This is a genomic window from Kribbella sp. NPDC050820 (assembly GCF_040653975.1).
Classification (GTDB): domain Bacteria; phylum Actinomycetota; class Actinomycetes; order Propionibacteriales; family Kribbellaceae; genus Kribbella.
The window spans coordinates 68,501-83,186 of sequence record NZ_JBFAHB010000014.1; the positions used below are offsets into that span (position 1 = coordinate 68,501).

General features: G+C 68.6%; 16 protein-coding genes. 6 read left to right on the forward strand and 10 right to left on the reverse strand.

What is annotated here, in order from left to right:
• Window positions 1–10: 10 nt before the first annotated feature.
• Genes AB0H36_RS15365 through AB0H36_RS15380 form a run of 4 tightly spaced genes read right to left on the reverse strand, consistent with a single transcriptional unit; the run spans window position 11 to window position 3,226 of the window.
• On the reverse strand, window positions 11–1,321 hold the full coding sequence (locus AB0H36_RS15365) for a site-2 protease family protein (RefSeq protein ID WP_360522302.1): 1,311 nt from the start codon (window positions 1,319–1,321) through the stop codon (window positions 11–13).
• Window positions 1,318–2,544 (reverse strand): 1-deoxy-D-xylulose-5-phosphate reductoisomerase, encoded by a 1,227-nt coding sequence (gene dxr / locus AB0H36_RS15370; RefSeq protein WP_360522305.1) that lies wholly within the window; start codon window positions 2,542–2,544, stop codon window positions 1,318–1,320. Before dxr ends, AB0H36_RS15365 begins: the two co-directional genes overlap by 4 nt.
• A 35-nt stretch (window positions 2,545–2,579) precedes the next feature.
• Complete coding sequence (locus AB0H36_RS15375) at window positions 2,580–2,843, reverse strand: FHA domain-containing protein (protein WP_360522308.1); 264 nt, start codon at window positions 2,841–2,843, stop codon at window positions 2,580–2,582.
• Entirely contained in the window at window positions 2,798–3,226 is a 429-nt protein-coding gene (locus tag AB0H36_RS15380; RefSeq protein WP_360522311.1) for a hypothetical protein, read from the reverse strand. Before AB0H36_RS15380 ends, AB0H36_RS15375 begins: the two co-directional genes overlap by 46 nt.
• A 108-nt stretch (window positions 3,227–3,334) precedes the next feature.
• On the opposite strand from AB0H36_RS15380, the gene AB0H36_RS15385 reads away from it, so the two are divergent.
• From AB0H36_RS15385 to AB0H36_RS15400, 4 genes are all read left to right on the forward strand, one after another.
• Window positions 3,335–4,051 carry a type 1 glutamine amidotransferase gene (locus tag AB0H36_RS15385; RefSeq protein ID WP_360522314.1) on the forward strand — a complete coding sequence of 239 codons (717 nt, stop codon included), beginning with the start codon at window positions 3,335–3,337 and terminating at the stop codon, window positions 4,049–4,051.
• Complete coding sequence (locus AB0H36_RS15390; RefSeq protein ID WP_360522317.1) at window positions 4,048–4,626, forward strand: DUF1707 domain-containing protein; 579 nt, start codon at window positions 4,048–4,050, stop codon at window positions 4,624–4,626. Before AB0H36_RS15385 ends, AB0H36_RS15390 begins: the two co-directional genes overlap by 4 nt.
• 45 nt (window positions 4,627–4,671) lie before the next feature.
• Window positions 4,672–5,835 (forward strand): acyl-CoA dehydrogenase family protein, encoded by a 1,164-nt coding sequence (locus AB0H36_RS15395; RefSeq protein ID WP_360522320.1) that lies wholly within the window; start codon window positions 4,672–4,674, stop codon window positions 5,833–5,835.
• A gap of 90 nt (window positions 5,836–5,925) precedes the next feature.
• Entirely contained in the window at window positions 5,926–6,225 is a 300-nt protein-coding gene (locus AB0H36_RS15400) for a DUF6458 family protein (RefSeq protein ID WP_360522323.1), read from the forward strand.
• On the opposite strand, the gene AB0H36_RS15405 is transcribed toward AB0H36_RS15400, so the two are convergent.
• Window positions 6,204–6,692: a GNAT family N-acetyltransferase gene (locus AB0H36_RS15405; protein ID WP_360522326.1), complete on the reverse strand. Its 489-nt coding sequence runs from the start codon at window positions 6,690–6,692 to the stop codon at window positions 6,204–6,206. The genes AB0H36_RS15400 and AB0H36_RS15405 overlap by 22 nt on opposite strands.
• Before the next feature lie 78 nt (window positions 6,693–6,770).
• Here AB0H36_RS15405 and AB0H36_RS15410 point away from each other — a divergent pair, with 78 nt between their 5' ends.
• Window positions 6,771–7,139 carry a nuclear transport factor 2 family protein gene (locus AB0H36_RS15410; protein ID WP_360522329.1) on the forward strand — a complete coding sequence of 123 codons (369 nt, stop codon included), beginning with the start codon at window positions 6,771–6,773 and terminating at the stop codon, window positions 7,137–7,139.
• A 1-nt stretch (window position 7,140) separates the two neighbouring features.
• Here the strand turns inward: AB0H36_RS15410 and rny are convergent, their stop codons facing one another.
• The 3 genes from rny to AB0H36_RS15425 all read right to left on the reverse strand — a co-directional run bounded on the left by rny (window position 7,141) and on the right by AB0H36_RS15425 (window position 12,269).
• Complete coding sequence (rny, locus tag AB0H36_RS15415) at window positions 7,141–8,805, reverse strand: ribonuclease Y (RefSeq protein WP_360522332.1); 1,665 nt, start codon at window positions 8,803–8,805, stop codon at window positions 7,141–7,143.
• 621 nt (window positions 8,806–9,426) lie between these two features.
• The gene (locus AB0H36_RS15420; RefSeq protein ID WP_360522335.1) at window positions 9,427–9,906 is read right to left on the reverse strand and encodes an antitoxin; all 480 of its coding nucleotides are present in this window, start codon (window positions 9,904–9,906) and stop codon (window positions 9,427–9,429) included.
• 104 nt (window positions 9,907–10,010) lie between these two features.
• Complete coding sequence (locus AB0H36_RS15425; RefSeq protein ID WP_360522338.1) at window positions 10,011–12,269, reverse strand: excinuclease ABC subunit UvrA; 2,259 nt, start codon at window positions 12,267–12,269, stop codon at window positions 10,011–10,013.
• A gap of 63 nt (window positions 12,270–12,332) precedes the next feature.
• On the opposite strand from AB0H36_RS15425, the gene AB0H36_RS15430 reads away from it, so the two are divergent.
• Entirely contained in the window at window positions 12,333–13,355 is a 1,023-nt protein-coding gene (locus AB0H36_RS15430) for a WYL domain-containing protein (protein WP_360522341.1), read from the forward strand.
• Between the two features lie 205 nt (window positions 13,356–13,560).
• Here AB0H36_RS15430 and AB0H36_RS15435 read toward each other — a convergent pair whose 3' ends face one another.
• Both AB0H36_RS15435 and AB0H36_RS15440 read right to left on the reverse strand, forming a co-directional pair.
• Window positions 13,561–13,953, reverse strand: a complete 393-nt coding sequence (locus AB0H36_RS15435) for a hypothetical protein (RefSeq protein WP_360522344.1) — start codon at window positions 13,951–13,953, stop codon at window positions 13,561–13,563.
• A 144-nt stretch (window positions 13,954–14,097) separates the two neighbouring features.
• A complete protein-coding gene (locus tag AB0H36_RS15440; RefSeq protein ID WP_360522346.1) occupies window positions 14,098–14,592 on the reverse strand; it encodes a regulatory protein RecX in 495 nt (164 codons plus the stop codon).
• Window positions 14,593–14,686 lie beyond the last annotated feature (94 nt).

Sequence of the window (14,686 nt, forward strand, 5' to 3'; positions counted from 1 at the left end):
AGGTGGAGCGTTATCCGTTGAACAGCCGGATCGGGTTGACGATGTCGGCGATGACGAGCAGGACGCCCATCACCACGATGGCACTGGCCGCGACGTACGCGATCGGGAGCAGCTTGGCGACGTCGACGTACCCGGGGTCGGGCCGGCCGAGCAGCCGCGCGAAGCCGCGCCGGATGCCTTCCCAGATCGCGCCGGCCATGTGGCCGCCGTCCAGCGGGAGCAGCGGGATGAAGTTGAACAGGGCAAGGAACAGGTTCAGCGAGGCGAGCAGCGAGATCAGGAACGCGATCCGCTCGCCGCCGGTGAGCGACTGGTTGGAGGCGATCTCGCCGGCCACCCGGCTGGCGCCGACCACGCTCATCGGGCTGTCCTCGTCGCGGTCGCCGCCGACGATCGACTTGGCCACGCCGACCAGCTTCTCCGGGAAGTTGCCGATCGCCTGCACGGTGGCGACGGTCAGCTCGCCCATCTTGTTGACCACGAACCCGAAGTCCTGGCGCTCGACCTTCATCTCCGGCGAGACGCCGAGGAAGCCGACCGAGACGATCTTGTCCGACCCTGCCTCGTCGCGGACCTGGTTGATGATCGTGGTGGTCTGCAGGGTCTGCTGCGCACCGTTGCGCTCGACAACGATCGTGGCGGCCTTGTCGGTGTTCGCCCGGATCAGCGGGGTGAGCTGGTCCCAGCTGGTGATCTGGGTGCCGTTGAAGGAGACGATCCTGTCGCCGACCTGGAAGCCCGCGGTCTTGGCCGGCGAGACCTGGTCGCCGGCCTCGCACTTGCGGTCCGCGGTGGCCTGCGACGCCGGGATGACGCAGTCGGTGACCGTGGCGACGGTGGTCTGCGCGACGTTGGCGCCGTACAGCATGAACAGGCCGCCGAACAGCACGAACGCGATCACCACGTTGACCAGCGGACCGGACGCCATCACGATCAGCTTCTTCCACCACACCTTCTGGTAGAAGAGCCGGCCGTTGTCCTCGGGCGAGATGGTCTCGTACTCCGCGGTTCGGGCGTTCTCGACCATGGACTGGATCGGGCCGGTGTTGGCCTTGCGGACCTTGGTCGGGTCCTCGCCCTTGGCCGGCGGCATCATCCCGATGATCCGGACGAACCCACCGGCCGGGATAGCCTTGATGCCGTACTCGGTCTCGCCGCGCTTGGTCGACCACAGCGTCCGGCCGAAGCCGACGAAGAACTGGGTCACCTTCATCCCGAACGCCTTCGCGGGCACCATGTGGCCCAGCTCGTGCAGCCCGACCGAGATCAGGATGCCGGCTACGAAGAGCACGATGCCGATTACGGTGAGAAGCGCGGTCATGCGTTCGTGATCTCCTGGCTGTGGTCGGTCGACGCGCCGGTCAACTCGCGAGCCCGCGCACGCGCCCATGTGTCAGCGGCGAGCACGTCGTCGATGGACAGTTCCTCATACGAGGGTACGTCGTGTTCGGTCACCACCCGTGCCACCGTGTCGACGATCGCCAGGAACGGCAGCCGCCCGTCCCGGAACGCCTGCACGCAGACCTCGTTGGCGGCGTTGAAGACGGCCGGCGCGGTCCCGCCGCGGGTCCCGGCCTCGCGGGCCAGCCGGACCGCCGGGAACGCCTTGTCATCGAGCGGGAGGAACTGCCAGGTGCTCGCCTCGGCCCAGTTCCACGGCGGCGACGCGTCCGGTATCCGGTCGGGCCAGCCGAGGCCGAGCGCGATCGGCACCGTCATCGTCGGTACGCCGACCTGCGCGATCGTGGACCCGTCGGTGAACTCGACCATCGAGTGGATCGCCTGCTGCGGGTGTACGACGACGTCGATCCGGTCCATCGGGATCCCGAACAGCAGGTGCGCCTCGATCAGCTCCAGCCCCTTGTTGACCAGGTTGGCGGAGTTGATCGTGACGACCGGGCCCATCGCGAAGTTCGGGTGCGCCAGGGCCTGCTCGACCGTCACGTCCGCGAGCTCGCTGCGCGCCCGGCCCAGGAACGGCCCGCCGCTGGCGGTCAGCAGCAGCTTGTGCACCTCGTCGGCCGAGCCACCGCGCAGGCATTGCGCGATCGCGCTGTGCTCGGAGTCCACCGGGACGATCTGGCCCGGCTTCACCCGGCGGGTGACCAGCGGACCGCCGATGACGAGGGACTCCTTGTTCGCCAAGGCGAGCGTGTTGCCGGCGTCGAGGGCGGCCAGCGTGGGCTGCAGGCCGAGCGAGCCGTTGATGCCGTTGAGAACCACGTCACACGGCATCGCGGCGAGCTCGCTGGAGGCGTCCGGGCCGGTGACGATCTTCGGGATCCGGAACTCGCCCTGCGTGTACCCCTTGCGCTGCGCCTCGGCGTAGAACGCGAGCTGCAGGTCCTGAGCCACCGTGGCCTTCGCCACACCGACCACTTCGACGCCGAACTCGAGCGCCTGCGCGGCCAGCAGGCCGACATTGTCCCCGCCGGCCGAGAGCGCGAGCACCCGGAACCGGTCGCGGTTCCGGCCGATCAGCTCCAGCGCCTGGGTGCCGACAGAGCCGGTCGAGCCGAGGATGACGACGGTTCGCGCATTCACGGCGCCATTGTCCCAGGTCCGCGGGCTAGGTCGCGTCAGGCCAGGTAGAGGTTGAGGGGGAAGCTTCCGAGGCGGAGCTGGTCGCCGTCGCCGACGAGTCGGCTGTGGACGCGGGCGCCGTTCACAGAGGTGCCGTTGGTCGAGCCGAGGTCGCGGAGCTCGTAGCTCAGCTCGTCCATCCGGAGCAGCTCCGCGTGGTGCCGGCTCACCTCCGGGTGGTCCAGGATCAGGTCGCAGTCCGGCGCCCGCCCGATCAGCACCAGGTCCAGGATCGGTACGACGTCACCGTCCGGTCCCATGAGCACCGGCTGCGGACCGGACGCCAGCGCCGCGGCACATCGGCCACGCCGTCGGTGTGGATGGCCAAAGACAGGATCAGGTCGTCGCCACTGACCAGTCTCAGGTTGTCCTGAACGCCGTACCCGAGCAGAACGTCCTCGCAGTCGTCGATCACGACAGCTGACACGTTGTAGAACCCGGCCGGCAGTTGTGCAGACGCTGCACCGCCCAGCGTGGTGGTCAGCACCAGTGCGTCGAACTCCGGATGGCTGACATCGCTGATGGTGAGGAGCACCGGATCGTTCGCCGTGAGCCGGGCCTCGGCACCGGTGTCTCCGGGCTTGAACTCCACAATGAGCAGCGCAGCCGGAGTGACCTGTTGCAGGCCCACCAGCCGATCCACTGCCGGCACAGTGCCGCACACCCCCAGCTGAGCCCTGCTCAGTATCGCGGAACAGTCTCGCCGGTACGGCGGCTCGCGGTGTGCCCCGGTGGTCTACGGTTGGCGACTGTGTCTGCAGCTGTGCTGATCATCGAGAACGATCCCGACAGCGGACCGGGCCGCCTGCTCGGCTGGCTCGAGGCGCGGGGCTTCGCCGCGGTCGTCGTACGCGCGTGGGACGGTGAGCCGATCCCGTCCGACATCAGCGGGCACGCCGCGCTGATCCTGCTGGGTGGCGGAATGCTGCCGGACGCGGACGACGCCTCGCCGTGGCTGAAGGCCGAGCGCGAGCTGCTGCGGGCGGCGCACGACCGCGTGCCGGTGCTGGGGATCTGCTTGGGCGCTCAGCTGCTGGCGCATACGTTCGGCGGTGAGGTGCTCGGCAAGCACGGTCTGCCCGAGAAAGGTGTGACCGAGCTGCGCCTGCTGCCCGCGGCCGCGGACGACCCGCTGCTCGCCGGTCTGCCTGCGGTTGTGCGGGCAGTGGAGAGTCACCAGGACCAGATCACCCGGCTGCCCGCTGATGCCGTGCTGTTGATGTCGAGCGAGCGCTGTCCCATCCAGATGCTGCGCATCGGCCGGAGCTGGGGCGTGCAGTTCCATCCCGAGGTCACAACAGATCGAGTACGGCGCTGGACCCCGGAGCGACTGCTGTCGTTGGGATTCGATCCGGCGACTGTGGTCGCGGAGGCGGAGCTCTACGAGGCTGAACTGGAAGCGACCTGGTCAGCAGTGTTCGACCGGTTCCTGGAGCGGACCGGTAGCGGCGCTACCTTTGGGGCATGAGTCTGGAGCAGCCGCCGCCCGGGCATCGGGCCTCTGACCACGACCGCGAGCGCGCCGCCGCCCTGGTCCAGGAAGCACACAGCGACGGGCGGCTGGACTTCGAGGAGCTGGACGAGCGGCTGACCCAGATCTACTCGGCCAAGACGCAGCTCGAGCTGCGCAACGCGACCGCAGATCTGGTGCCGGTCGCGCACGGCAGCAACGCGGTCGAGCTGACCATCCGGGCCAAGCACAGCGCCCAGCGGCGGGAAGGGCCGTGGACGGTCCCGCAGACGGTGCACGCGGTCGCCGAGCACTCCGCGGTCCGGCTCGACTTCACCGACGCGGTGATCCGGTGGCCGGAGATCCACGTCGACGCCCAGGCCGTGCACAGCTCGGTCGTGATGATCGTGCCGGAGGGCTGGAGCATCGACATGGACGCCGTCGACATGGTCCACGGCACCGCCCGCAACAAGGCCACCACACCCCGAGCCGGCGGCGTCCGCCTCCGCGTCACCGGCCAGGCCAGACACGGCACGATCGTCGTCCGCCATCCCCGCAAACGCCACTGGTGGTGGCCCTGGTACCGGAAGTGAGCTGCGCCGCTTCCTGATCACCTTCTACCGGCTAGCGTGAGCTTTATGACGGCTTCGCTGGATCTGGTGGATGTGGACTCGTTGTTGACCTCGGAGGAGGTTGACGTCCGGGCTACGGCTCGTCGGTTTGCGGATGAGCGGTTGCGGCCGTCGTTGCCGGAGTGGTTCGAGTCGGCAAGCATTCCGGCGCGGGAGCTGGCCAAGGAGCTGGGGGCACTCGGGTTCCTCGGGATGCACCTGACCGGCTACGGGTGTGCCGGTGTCGGTCCGGTTGCCTACGGCCTGGCCTGCCTGGAGATCGAGGCGGCCGACTCGGGGATGCGTTCGCTGGTGTCGGTGCAGGGTTCGCTGGCCATGTACGCGATCTGGAAGTACGGCAGCGAGGAGCAGAAGAACGAGTGGCTGCCGCGGATGTCGGCCGGTGAGGCGATCGGCTGCTTCGGCCTGACCGAGCCCGACTTCGGCTCGAACCCGGCCGGCATGCGCACCAACGCCCGCCGCGACGGCGACGACTGGGTGCTGAACGGCTCGAAGATGTGGATCACGAACGGTTCGGTCGCCGACGTCGCCGTGGTCTGGGCCCGGACGGACGACGGCGTCCGCGGCTTCGTCGTACCGACCTCGACGGCCGGTTTCTCGGCGCCGGAGATCACCGGGAAGCTGTCGCTGCGCGCGTCGGTCACGTCCGAGCTGGTTCTGGAGGACGTACGGCTGCCGGCGTCCGCACTGTTGCCCGAGGCCCGTGGTCTGTCCGGACCGCTCGGCTGCCTGAACGAGGCCCGCTTCGGCATCATCTTCGGCGCGATGGGCGCCGCCCGCGACTGCCTCGAGACCGCCCTGGCCTACGCCGGTGAGCGGACGGTCTTCGACAAGCCGCTGTCCGGCTACCAGCTGACCCAGGCGAAGCTCGCCGACATGGCTGTCGAGCTGAACAAGGGCATTCTGCTCGCCGTCCACCTCGGCCGGCTCAAGGAGAAGGGCACGCTGCGCCCCGAGCAGGTCAGCGTCGGCAAGCTCAACAACGTCCGCGAGGCGATCGCGATCGCCCGCGAGTGCCGCACGATCCTGGCCGCGAACGGCATCAGCGGCGAGTACCCGATCATGCGACACGCCAACAACCTCGAGTCCGTCCTCACCTACGAGGGCACCTCCGAGGTCCACCAACTCGTCATCGGCCAGGCCCTGACCGGCCAGGCCGCCTTCCGCTGACCGGCGCGCATGTCAGGACACCCTTTGGGTACCGGGAGTGATGTCCGTTACTGCAAGTGACAACCCTCGGAGTTCAGGAAGGAGTCGGTCATGAGGATCGGAGCCGGAATCGCTTTGATCGCGCTCGGTGCGATCATCGCGTTCGCCGTTCGTGACACGTCCGACACTCTGAACCTCACCGCCCTGGGGATCATCATCATGCTCGCCGGTGTGGCCGGCATCTGGGTCTCGTACCGGCTCGCCAACCCGCACAAGCGCGACGATTTCACCGTGATCGACCCGGAGGTCGAGAAGCAGTACAACACCGACCCGCCGGAGCAGGTCGCCACCCGGCCGATCGACGTCACGCCCGCGCACCTGCGTGAGGATCAGAAGGGCTTCAACAAGTAGTCGCAGGGGTCCGCGTGCGCCCGTACGACGTTGCCGTCGGCATCTTTTTCGGTCCAGCGGTCGATCACCGGGTCGCCTTCCCAGAGCCGGTAGCCGAGGCGTTCGTACAGCCTGCGGGCGCCTGGGTTGTCGGCGCCGACGGCCAGGCCGATCGCCGCGCGGGACCACTCGTCGGCGGCGATCGCCTCGGCCGCGCGGATGATCGCCGTACCGATGCCCTGGCCTTGGACGTAGGCGTGCAGGGCGTTGATCTCGGCGACGTCGTGAGCCTCCCGGACCTCGTCGTACTTCGATGCCCGGAACAGCATCGTGTGGCCGACGACCTCGCCGTCCTGGTGTGCGAGCAGGAACAGGCCGTCACCGCGCTGCTGCGTCGCCCAGCGTTCGCGCAGGTGGTGCTGCGCGGCCGGCTCGGCCGGAGCAATGAGTCCGTCGACGTCGGCTTGGGTTGCGGGCCTGATGTCCATCGTCCGACCGTACGGCGGCTTGTCACCGGTCGCACCCGCATTTAAGACTGCCTGAAGAGTCGCGGGGACGGTGAAGCCATGGACAATCGCGAGTTGCTGGAGCGGCTGTGGGCGGCGGAGGGTGAGTTGACGCTGTCCGCCGAGGCCGAGCACGAAATGCGAACTGAGGACTACGTGCTGGAGATGCCGCAGTCCGGCGAGCGGATCGTCGGCCGGGACAAGATGCGGGCGATGCAGCAGGAGTACCCGAGCCCGCCGTCGATCACGATCCTGCGCATCACCGGCGAAGGCGACCACTTCGTGGTGCTCGGGCGCTCGGACTACAGCGGCGACATCTACTACGTCGCGAACGTCGTCGAGTTCCGGGACGGGCGGATCGCGCGCGAGACCCGGATCTACGGCGCCCCGTTCGATCCGCCCGAGTGGCGTCTCAAGTACGCGGACTGAGCTACTTCGCGACCTCGGTGGCGCGGGACTCGCGGACGACGGTGACGCGGATCTGGCCGGGGTAGGTCAGCTCCTCCTCGACCTGCTTCGCGATGTCGCGTGCCATCACCTGTGCGCCGATGTCGTCGACCGCGTCCGGCAGCACCATCACGCGGATCTCTCGGCCGGCCTGCATCGCGAACACCTTCTCCACACCGTCGTGGTGCATCGCGATCTCCTCCAGCCGCTCGAGCCGCTGCACGTACGCCTCCAGCGACTCCCGCCGCGCACCCGGCCGGCCACCGCTGACCGCGTCCGCCGCCTGGGTCAGCACGGCCTCGACGGTCCGCACCTCGACCTCGTTGTGGTGCGCCTCGATGCAGTGCACAACGTCGTCGTTCTCGCCCCACTTGCGGGCCAGCTCGGCGCCCACGATCGCGTGGCTGCCCTCGGACTCGTGCGTCAGCGCCTTGCCGATGTCATGCAGGAACGCGCCCCGCTTGCACAGCTTCGGGTCCAGCCCGAGCTCGGCCGCCATCATGCCGGCGATGTGCGCGGACTCGACCAGGTGCTTGAGCACGTTCTGCCCGTACGACGTCCGGTAGCGCAGCAGACCCATGGTCCGGGCCAGCTCCGGGTGCAGGTCGGTGATCCCGACCTCCGCCATCGCGTCCTCGGCGGCCCGCTCGCACAGCTCGGCAACCTCGCCCTTGCTGCGTTCGTAGATCTCCTCGATCCGGCTCGGGTGGATCCGGCCGTCGAGCACCAGCGAGTCCAGGGTCAGCCGCGCGGTCTCCCGCCGTACCGGGTCGAAGCAGGACAGCAGCACCGCCTCGGGGGTGTCGTCGATGATCAGGTTCACGCCGGTCGTCTGCTCGAACGACCGGATGTTGCGGCCCTCGCGGCCGATGATCCGGCCCTTCATGTCGTCACTCGGCAGGTGCACCACGGAGACGACGGACTCGCTGGTCTGCTCCGACGCCAGCCGCTGCACCGCGCCGGTGATGATCTTGCGGGCCTTGACCTCGCCCTCGTCCAGCGCCTGCCGCTCGATGTCGCGCACGATCGTGTGCGCGTGCCGCTTCGCCTCCGCCTCGATCGACGCGATCAGCTCGGTCCGCGCCTGCTCGGTGGTGAGGTTCGCGACCCCTTCCAGGATCCGGCGGCGCTCGTCCTCCAGGTCCCGGATCTCGGCCTTGCGGCGGTCCAGCTCGGCCAGTTGCGCGGTCAGCTCGGTCTGACGTTCCTCGATCGAGCGGTGCTGCTCGTCCAGGCGTTCCTCACGCTCGGTCAGCCGGTGCTCACGGCGTTCCATCTCCAGCCGCTGCTCGCGCAGGTCGTCCCGGATCGACTGCGCCTCCGACTCGGCTTCCCGCCGTACGTCGGACGCCCGCTGCTCGACCTCGCGCCGTACCTCGGACGCCCGGTCTTCCGCGGCCCGGCGGATCTCCTCGGCGCGCTGCTCCGCGGCCTCGGCCCGGACCCGCAGGACGGCGGCCTCCTCCTCGGCCTGGCGGCGCACCGACTCGGCCGCGGACTTCGCGGCGCCGGTGATGTTCGCGGCCTCGAGCTCGGCGGCGGCCGACCCGTCGGCGGCCTTGCGGCGGGAGAGGGTGAGGCCGATCCAGGCCAGCAGGCCGGCGATCAGCAGTCCGATCAGAGACAGCCCGATCGACGTAGCCGTCATCGGCGTCTCCCCTCGTTCGAGTCACGCACCAGGCGGGACTGTGGCCTCGGTCGAAGGGATTCGCCACGTGTACGGCGACTGACGGTACGGCTGACCGCACCACCGGCCTACGGCGGTGCGCCTGTCCGTTCCGTGACGCCGGTACCGCCGGGCGGCCGGTGGGTGTGCGTCACCCAGGTTCGGTGCTTGCCGCGGTGCCGTCTATCCGACGGCGCTGCGAGTCGCCGTCGTCAGTCTTCAGCTCGGTCGAGCGTGGTGTCGTGTTTCTCTCCGGCCGGTCGGCCGGTGGTCAACCGCCCTGCCGGTGCTTATACCCGCCACCGTCAGGTGGAGTGATCCCTTACTGATTCCGAGGCTAGGCGTGCCCCATCACCCGGTCAAGACGGACACTCCCAGCCCACCCGACCCGTCACCGCAAGCACCGGAACCAACGTCCAGCGTCACCCTGCGACCCGGTCGCACCAGCAGACCACCACCCCCACTGGTCCACTCCAGAACCGAACCGCTCAAGTACGTCGCGCAGCTCGGCTCGCTCGTGATTCGGCCGGACCGCGCGCGTGTTCTCGGGAGGCGGTCTTCCTACTACGGGGCGTGTGCCCGGGAGGCCTTCGAGTCCTCGGACTACGGGCGTGGGCCCGGGAGGCCTTCCTCGGACTCGCCGGTCACCGTGCTGCCGGTCTGGGAGCCCTCCGGGCGGGATCCGGCCGAGCTCGCAGGCTCGGTCGCCGGGTCCGGCGCCTCACCACCGACGACTCCGGGGTCACCACCGCCACCGGGCGAAGGCACACCACCGGTCGCCTCACTCTCAGTCGCCGTACCGGCCTCCCCTGCCTGGCCTGATGTGCCCGCCTGGCTTGCGGCCTCCGGCGCGCCGTCGTCGGGGGCCGACTCGGCGGGCTGGCTCGCGGGGGTGTCGCCCGACTGGGAGTCGACGTACCCGCCGACCTTCTGCTGGACGGTGTCGACCTTGTCCGCGTACTTCCCGCCGGTCTGCTTGTCGAGCAAGTCACCGGCCTTCTCCACACCGGCCTTGATCTTGTCCGGGTTCTGCTTGACGACGTTCCGGAGCCAGTTCTTCGCCTGTTCCTGGAAATCGTTCATTGCACCCTCCGCGGTGTCAGGGGCGGATCGACCGAAAATCCCAGCTTACGGACCAGCCCAAACACGGGTCCTACTTCGGATAACACACCGTCACACCCGACCCGTCAACGCCCCTCGCCGTACGGCGGCCGCTCGGCCAGCGCCAGACTGGTCGGTGTCGGGCGGTCGACGTAGTCGGCGGGCCGCCCTTCGAACAGGACCGTGCCGCCGTGCCGGCCAGGCCCCGGACCGAGGTCGATCAACCAGTCGGCCTGCCGAATCACGTCCAGGTTGTGCTCGACGACGACCACCGTGTGCCCGTGCTCGACCAGGCTGTCGAGCACCTCCAGCAGCGTGTCGATGTCATCCAGGTGCAGCCCGGTCGTGGGCTCGTCGAGCACGTACGTCGTGGGTTGCTCGGCCTGCCGTAGTTCCTTGGCGATCTTCACGCGCTGACACTCGCCACCCGACAACGTGCTGAGAGATTGCCCCAACCGCAGGTACCCGAGCCCGACGGCGGCGAGCTGCCGCAACGCCCGCGAGATCCGCGCATCCGGCAACTCCGTGATCGCCTCGTCGATTGTCAGCTCGTCGACGTCCGCGATCGAGCGCCCGTTCACCGTGTACGCCAGCACCTCCGGAGTGAACCGCCGCCCCTGGCACGTCTCGCACACCACCTCCTGCCCGTCCATGAACGCGAGGTCGGTGTAGATCACGCCGAGTCCCTTGCATTCCGGACACGCACCGTCCGAGTTGGCGCTGAACAACGCGGCCGGCACGTTGTTGTGGCGGGCGAACAGCTTCCGGATCGCCGGTGCGATACCGGTGTAGGTGATCGGCGTCGAGCGGCGGTTGGTGCTGACCGGCTTCTGGTCGATCACGATCGCCTGGTGCTGCTCGACCAGTTCCTGCGCGAGGCTCGACTTCCCCGAGCCCGCAACGCCGGTCAGCACTGTCATCACCCCGGTCGGGAAGCCGACGGTGACCCTCTGCAGGTTGTTGCGCTTGGCATCCGTCACGGTCAGAGTTCCGTCCGCCCGGCGCGGTTGGGCCTTCTCTGGTCGCGTCCGGGCCAGCGCTTTCCCGGTCGGCGTACCGGCATCACCGAGCTCGGCGAACGTTCCCTGGAACACGAGCCGCCCACCTCCGGCTCCCGCCCCAGGCCCGACCTCGACGACTTGGTCCGCGTGGCGCATGACTGCCGGGTCGTGCTCGACCACGAGCACGCTGTTCCCGCTGTCGCGCAGTTGCTCGAGCAACTTGATCATCGAGTCGACGTCGGTCGGGTGCAGGCCGACGGTCGGCTCGTCCACGACGTACGTCATCTCCGTCAGGCTCGACCCGAGGTGCTTGACCGTCTTGATCCGCTGCGACTCGCCACCGGACAGCGTGGTCGTCGCCCGCGACAGAGCCAGGTACCCGAGGCCGATCGTCACCATCGCCTCCAACCGCGCCGTCAACGCAGCCACCACCGGCCGGACGCTGCTTGTGTCGATCTTCCGTACGACGTCCAGCAGTTCGGTGATCTCCAGGTGGGCGAGCCGGCCGATGGAGTGGCCGTCGACTGTCGCCGTGCGCGCGGCCTCGTTGAGGCGATCGCCCGCGCACTCCGGGCAGGTCCCGGACTTCGTGAACTTGCGAATCGTGTCCTGCTTGCGTTCGGACAGGTTGTCGGAGGTGCGCAGGTAGATGCGTTCGAAGCGCTCGACCACCCCCTCGTAGTCCTTGGGTGGCTTGTGTCCGAGGTCGGCTGCGGCCTGGCCGCCGTACAGCAGTGCTTCGCGTTCCGAAGCGGTCCAGTCGCGCAGTGGTGTGTCCACGTGGAACGTGCCGATGTCGGCGTACTGGCTGTACCAGTAGCCGCCGTTGCCGAAGCCGGGCAGCCGGATCGCGCCGCCGGCGAGTGACTTGTCGAGGTCCAGGAAGCGATCGACCGCGCTGACCACGACCTCGCCGAGACCGTGGCAGGTCGGGCACATCCCGGTGGGGTCGTTGAACGAGAACCGGTTCGACTCACCGACGTGCGGCTCGCTCAGCCGGGAGAACAACAGCCGCAGGTACGTCCACGCGTCGGTGATCGTGCCGACCGTCGACCGCGCGTTGCCGCCGATCCGCCGCTGGTCGATCACGATCACCGGGGTCAGGCCGTCGATGTGCTCGACCTCCGGGCGGGTCCACTTCGGCAACCGGTTACGCGCGAACGGCGGGAACGTCTCGTTCAACTCGAACCCCGCCTCCGCGGCGATCGTGTCGAACACCAGCGACGACTTCCCCGATCCCGATCTGCCGACGAACACGACCAGTTGATTCCGCGGTACGACGAGATCGAGCCCGTCGAGGTTGTTGGTCCGGGCTTGGCGAATGGTGATGCTTCGGTCAGCCATGCGTACGACGCTATGCGCAGATGTGGCCGGATCCTGGCCGCAATTAGTGCCATCATGATCGGCATGGCAGACGTGACCGCCCGCATGCTGGCGCTCCTGTCCACGTTGCAGACCGGCCGGTCCTTCACCGGGGACGAGCTGACCCGGCGCCTGTCCGTCAGCCCACGCACCCTGCGCCGCGACGTGGACCGCCTCCGCAGCTACGGCTACCCCGTCGAAACCCAACCCGGCCCCGGCGGCTACTACCGCCTATCCGCCGGCCGCACCATGCCACCCCTGGTCCTCGACGACGACGAAGCCGTAGCCACCCTCCTAGCCCTAGCCGCCCTAGCCTCAACCACGCCGTCCCCGACACCCCCGTCCCCCGCCGGCCCCACCACCCCTGCCCGTCCTTCCGCCGCCGGTTCTTCTTCAGGTGAGCGGGGCATCGACGACGCAGCGTTGCGTGCCTACGGCAAGGTCGACCAGTTCCTCCCCGCCCGCCTCCGCGGCCAAGTAGTCTCCGTCCGCTCCAGCCTGGAAACCACTCCCCAACCGGCGCCAACCGTCACCGCAGACCAACTCGGCACCATCGCCGAAGCAATCGCTGCCGTAGAGACGATCTCGTTCTCCTACATCAACGCCCGCGGCGAACACGCGATCCGCCGAGTCGAGCCCTACCGCCAAATCCACTACATGCTCCGCTGGTACCTGCTCGCCTACGACCTCGACCGCGACGACTGGCGAGTGTTCCGCCTCGACCGCATCACCGACGAACGCCGTACCAACACCCCCTACACCCCACGCCCACTCCCGGCAGACTCCGCCACCGCCTACCTCCGCCAGGCCCTCAACAAGTCCAAGCAGAAACTCACCCTCACCATCGACGCCCCCATCGCCCCCGTCCTCGACGCCCTCAAATACCAAGACGCCGAAATCCACCCGCTAGACGCCGACCACACCTCAGTCACCATCGCCCTGGACACCTGGCAATGGCTCCTACTCCCCCTGGCCTTCCTCAACGCCGACTTCCACCTCCCCCCAACCTCCCCCTTCACCCCCGCCTACCGAACCTTCGCCCACCGCCTCCTAACCGCCACCACCTAACCCCCAGCACGCCACCGCTCCGTCGCACCGCCCCCACCGAGCACCCCCGCAAACCCTGACCGGACCGCCCATCAAGGCGCGCCTCGATACCAGCTCGCGACCCGCGGTGCCGTCGCAGCCCACCGCCCGGCTTGCTCGCGGCACCGCCCGGCGGCAGGGCACTGCCCGTCACGGCCGAGCCAGCTGTCGGTGGTGTCTGACGGGTCTACTGCCCGTCGAGGTGTGCCTTCGCGAGTTGCGGCGGCGCGAACACCAGCCACCCATCAAGCAGCGCATCCTGAAGCACGGGCTCAGAAACCTTGTCGAGCTCGATCAACACAGCCGCGTAGTTGTCGAAGTGCGGAATCGTGAAGAACCCGTCCCCCGCCCGCGCCGAGAGCACCGCTTCCTTCTCAGCCAGGTCCTCCACCCGAACCGCCAGAATCGGCCCCTGGGGCGGAGTCTCATCCCCGAACCGCCGCAAATCCGCCTTACTGAACGGCCGCTCCCACGCGTACGCCTTCCCGCCAACTGTCCACGTCCGACTCCCACGCCGAGTCGTCTCCGCAGTCTCCGGCAACCCCGCCACCAACCGCTCCACGTCCTCGAAGCCAGCCATGCAACCCAACCTACCCAGCCCCCGAACCGCCCGTCGACCAACAACCACGCGCCCCTCACCTGGCGGGAACTCCGGACAGCGTCGGCAGCCCGAGCTTCTAGCAGGGCTGCGGCAAGACCTACGTGGGGCGACGACGGTTGCCTGTCAGTCGGGCTCGATGCCGGAGGAGTCGAGGAGGGGTAGCTCTTCGTGGGATGCGGAGAGCTCGTCTTTCACGATCGTCATCGCCAGGCCACCCGGATATCCCTTGCGGGCAAGCATGCCAAGGAGCCGGCGCATGGCCACCTGCCGATCCAACGAGCGCATGGACCTGAGCTTCCGCCGTACCAGCGCGCGAGCCGTCTCCTCCTCCTGCTCCGGATCCAGCTCATCGAGCGCATCACGCGCCAACTGATCATCCACACCCCGCCGGCGAAGCTCCTGTGCCAGCGCCCGCTTCCCCAGCCCACGCCCCCGATGCCGAGACTCAACCCAGGCATTCGCAAAGGCCGCGTCATCGATCAACCCGACGTCGGTGAACCGATCGAGCAGCTCGTCGGCCACCTCGTCCGGAATCTCCCGCTCAGCAAGCAATCCAGCCAACTCAGCCCGGGTACGCGGCTGCCCCGTCAGCTTGTCCAGCAAAATCGTCCGAGCCACCGAATACGGATCCGACTCCCCATCCATCCCCGGATCCGCAGGCCCCTCCGGCCCCTCCGCCGTACCCCGCCCTCGCCGAGATCCCCCAAACCCC

What these genes read in the sequence shown, in the direction of transcription:
- AB0H36_RS15425 (WP_360522338.1), bottom strand. Translation starts at nt 12,269, where the DNA reads ATGGCTGACCGAAGCATCACCATTCGCCAAGCCCGGACCAACAACCTC.
- AB0H36_RS15435 (WP_360522344.1), bottom strand. Translation starts at nt 13,953, where the DNA reads ATGGCTGGCTTCGAGGACGTGGAGCGGTTGGTGGCGGGGTTGCCGGAG.
- AB0H36_RS15430 (WP_360522341.1), top strand. Translation starts at nt 12,333, where the DNA reads ATGGCAGACGTGACCGCCCGCATGCTGGCGCTCCTGTCCACGTTGCAG.
- AB0H36_RS15395 (WP_360522320.1), top strand. Translation starts at nt 4,672, where the DNA reads ATGACGGCTTCGCTGGATCTGGTGGATGTGGACTCGTTGTTGACCTCG.
- AB0H36_RS15410 (WP_360522329.1), top strand. Translation starts at nt 6,771, where the DNA reads ATGGACAATCGCGAGTTGCTGGAGCGGCTGTGGGCGGCGGAGGGTGAG.
- AB0H36_RS15420 (WP_360522335.1), bottom strand. Translation starts at nt 9,906, where the DNA reads ATGAACGATTTCCAGGAACAGGCGAAGAACTGGCTCCGGAACGTCGTC.
- AB0H36_RS15365 (WP_360522302.1), bottom strand. Translation starts at nt 1,321, where the DNA reads ATGACCGCGCTTCTCACCGTAATCGGCATCGTGCTCTTCGTAGCCGGC.
- AB0H36_RS15375 (WP_360522308.1), bottom strand. Translation starts at nt 2,843, where the DNA reads ATGGGACCGGACGGTGACGTCGTACCGATCCTGGACCTGGTGCTGATC.
- AB0H36_RS15405 (WP_360522326.1), bottom strand. Translation starts at nt 6,692, where the DNA reads ATGGACATCAGGCCCGCAACCCAAGCCGACGTCGACGGACTCATTGCT.
- rny (WP_360522332.1), bottom strand. Translation starts at nt 8,805, where the DNA reads ATGACGGCTACGTCGATCGGGCTGTCTCTGATCGGACTGCTGATCGCC.
- AB0H36_RS15400 (WP_360522323.1), top strand. Translation starts at nt 5,926, where the DNA reads ATGAGGATCGGAGCCGGAATCGCTTTGATCGCGCTCGGTGCGATCATC.
- AB0H36_RS15390 (WP_360522317.1), top strand. Translation starts at nt 4,048, where the DNA reads ATGAGTCTGGAGCAGCCGCCGCCCGGGCATCGGGCCTCTGACCACGAC.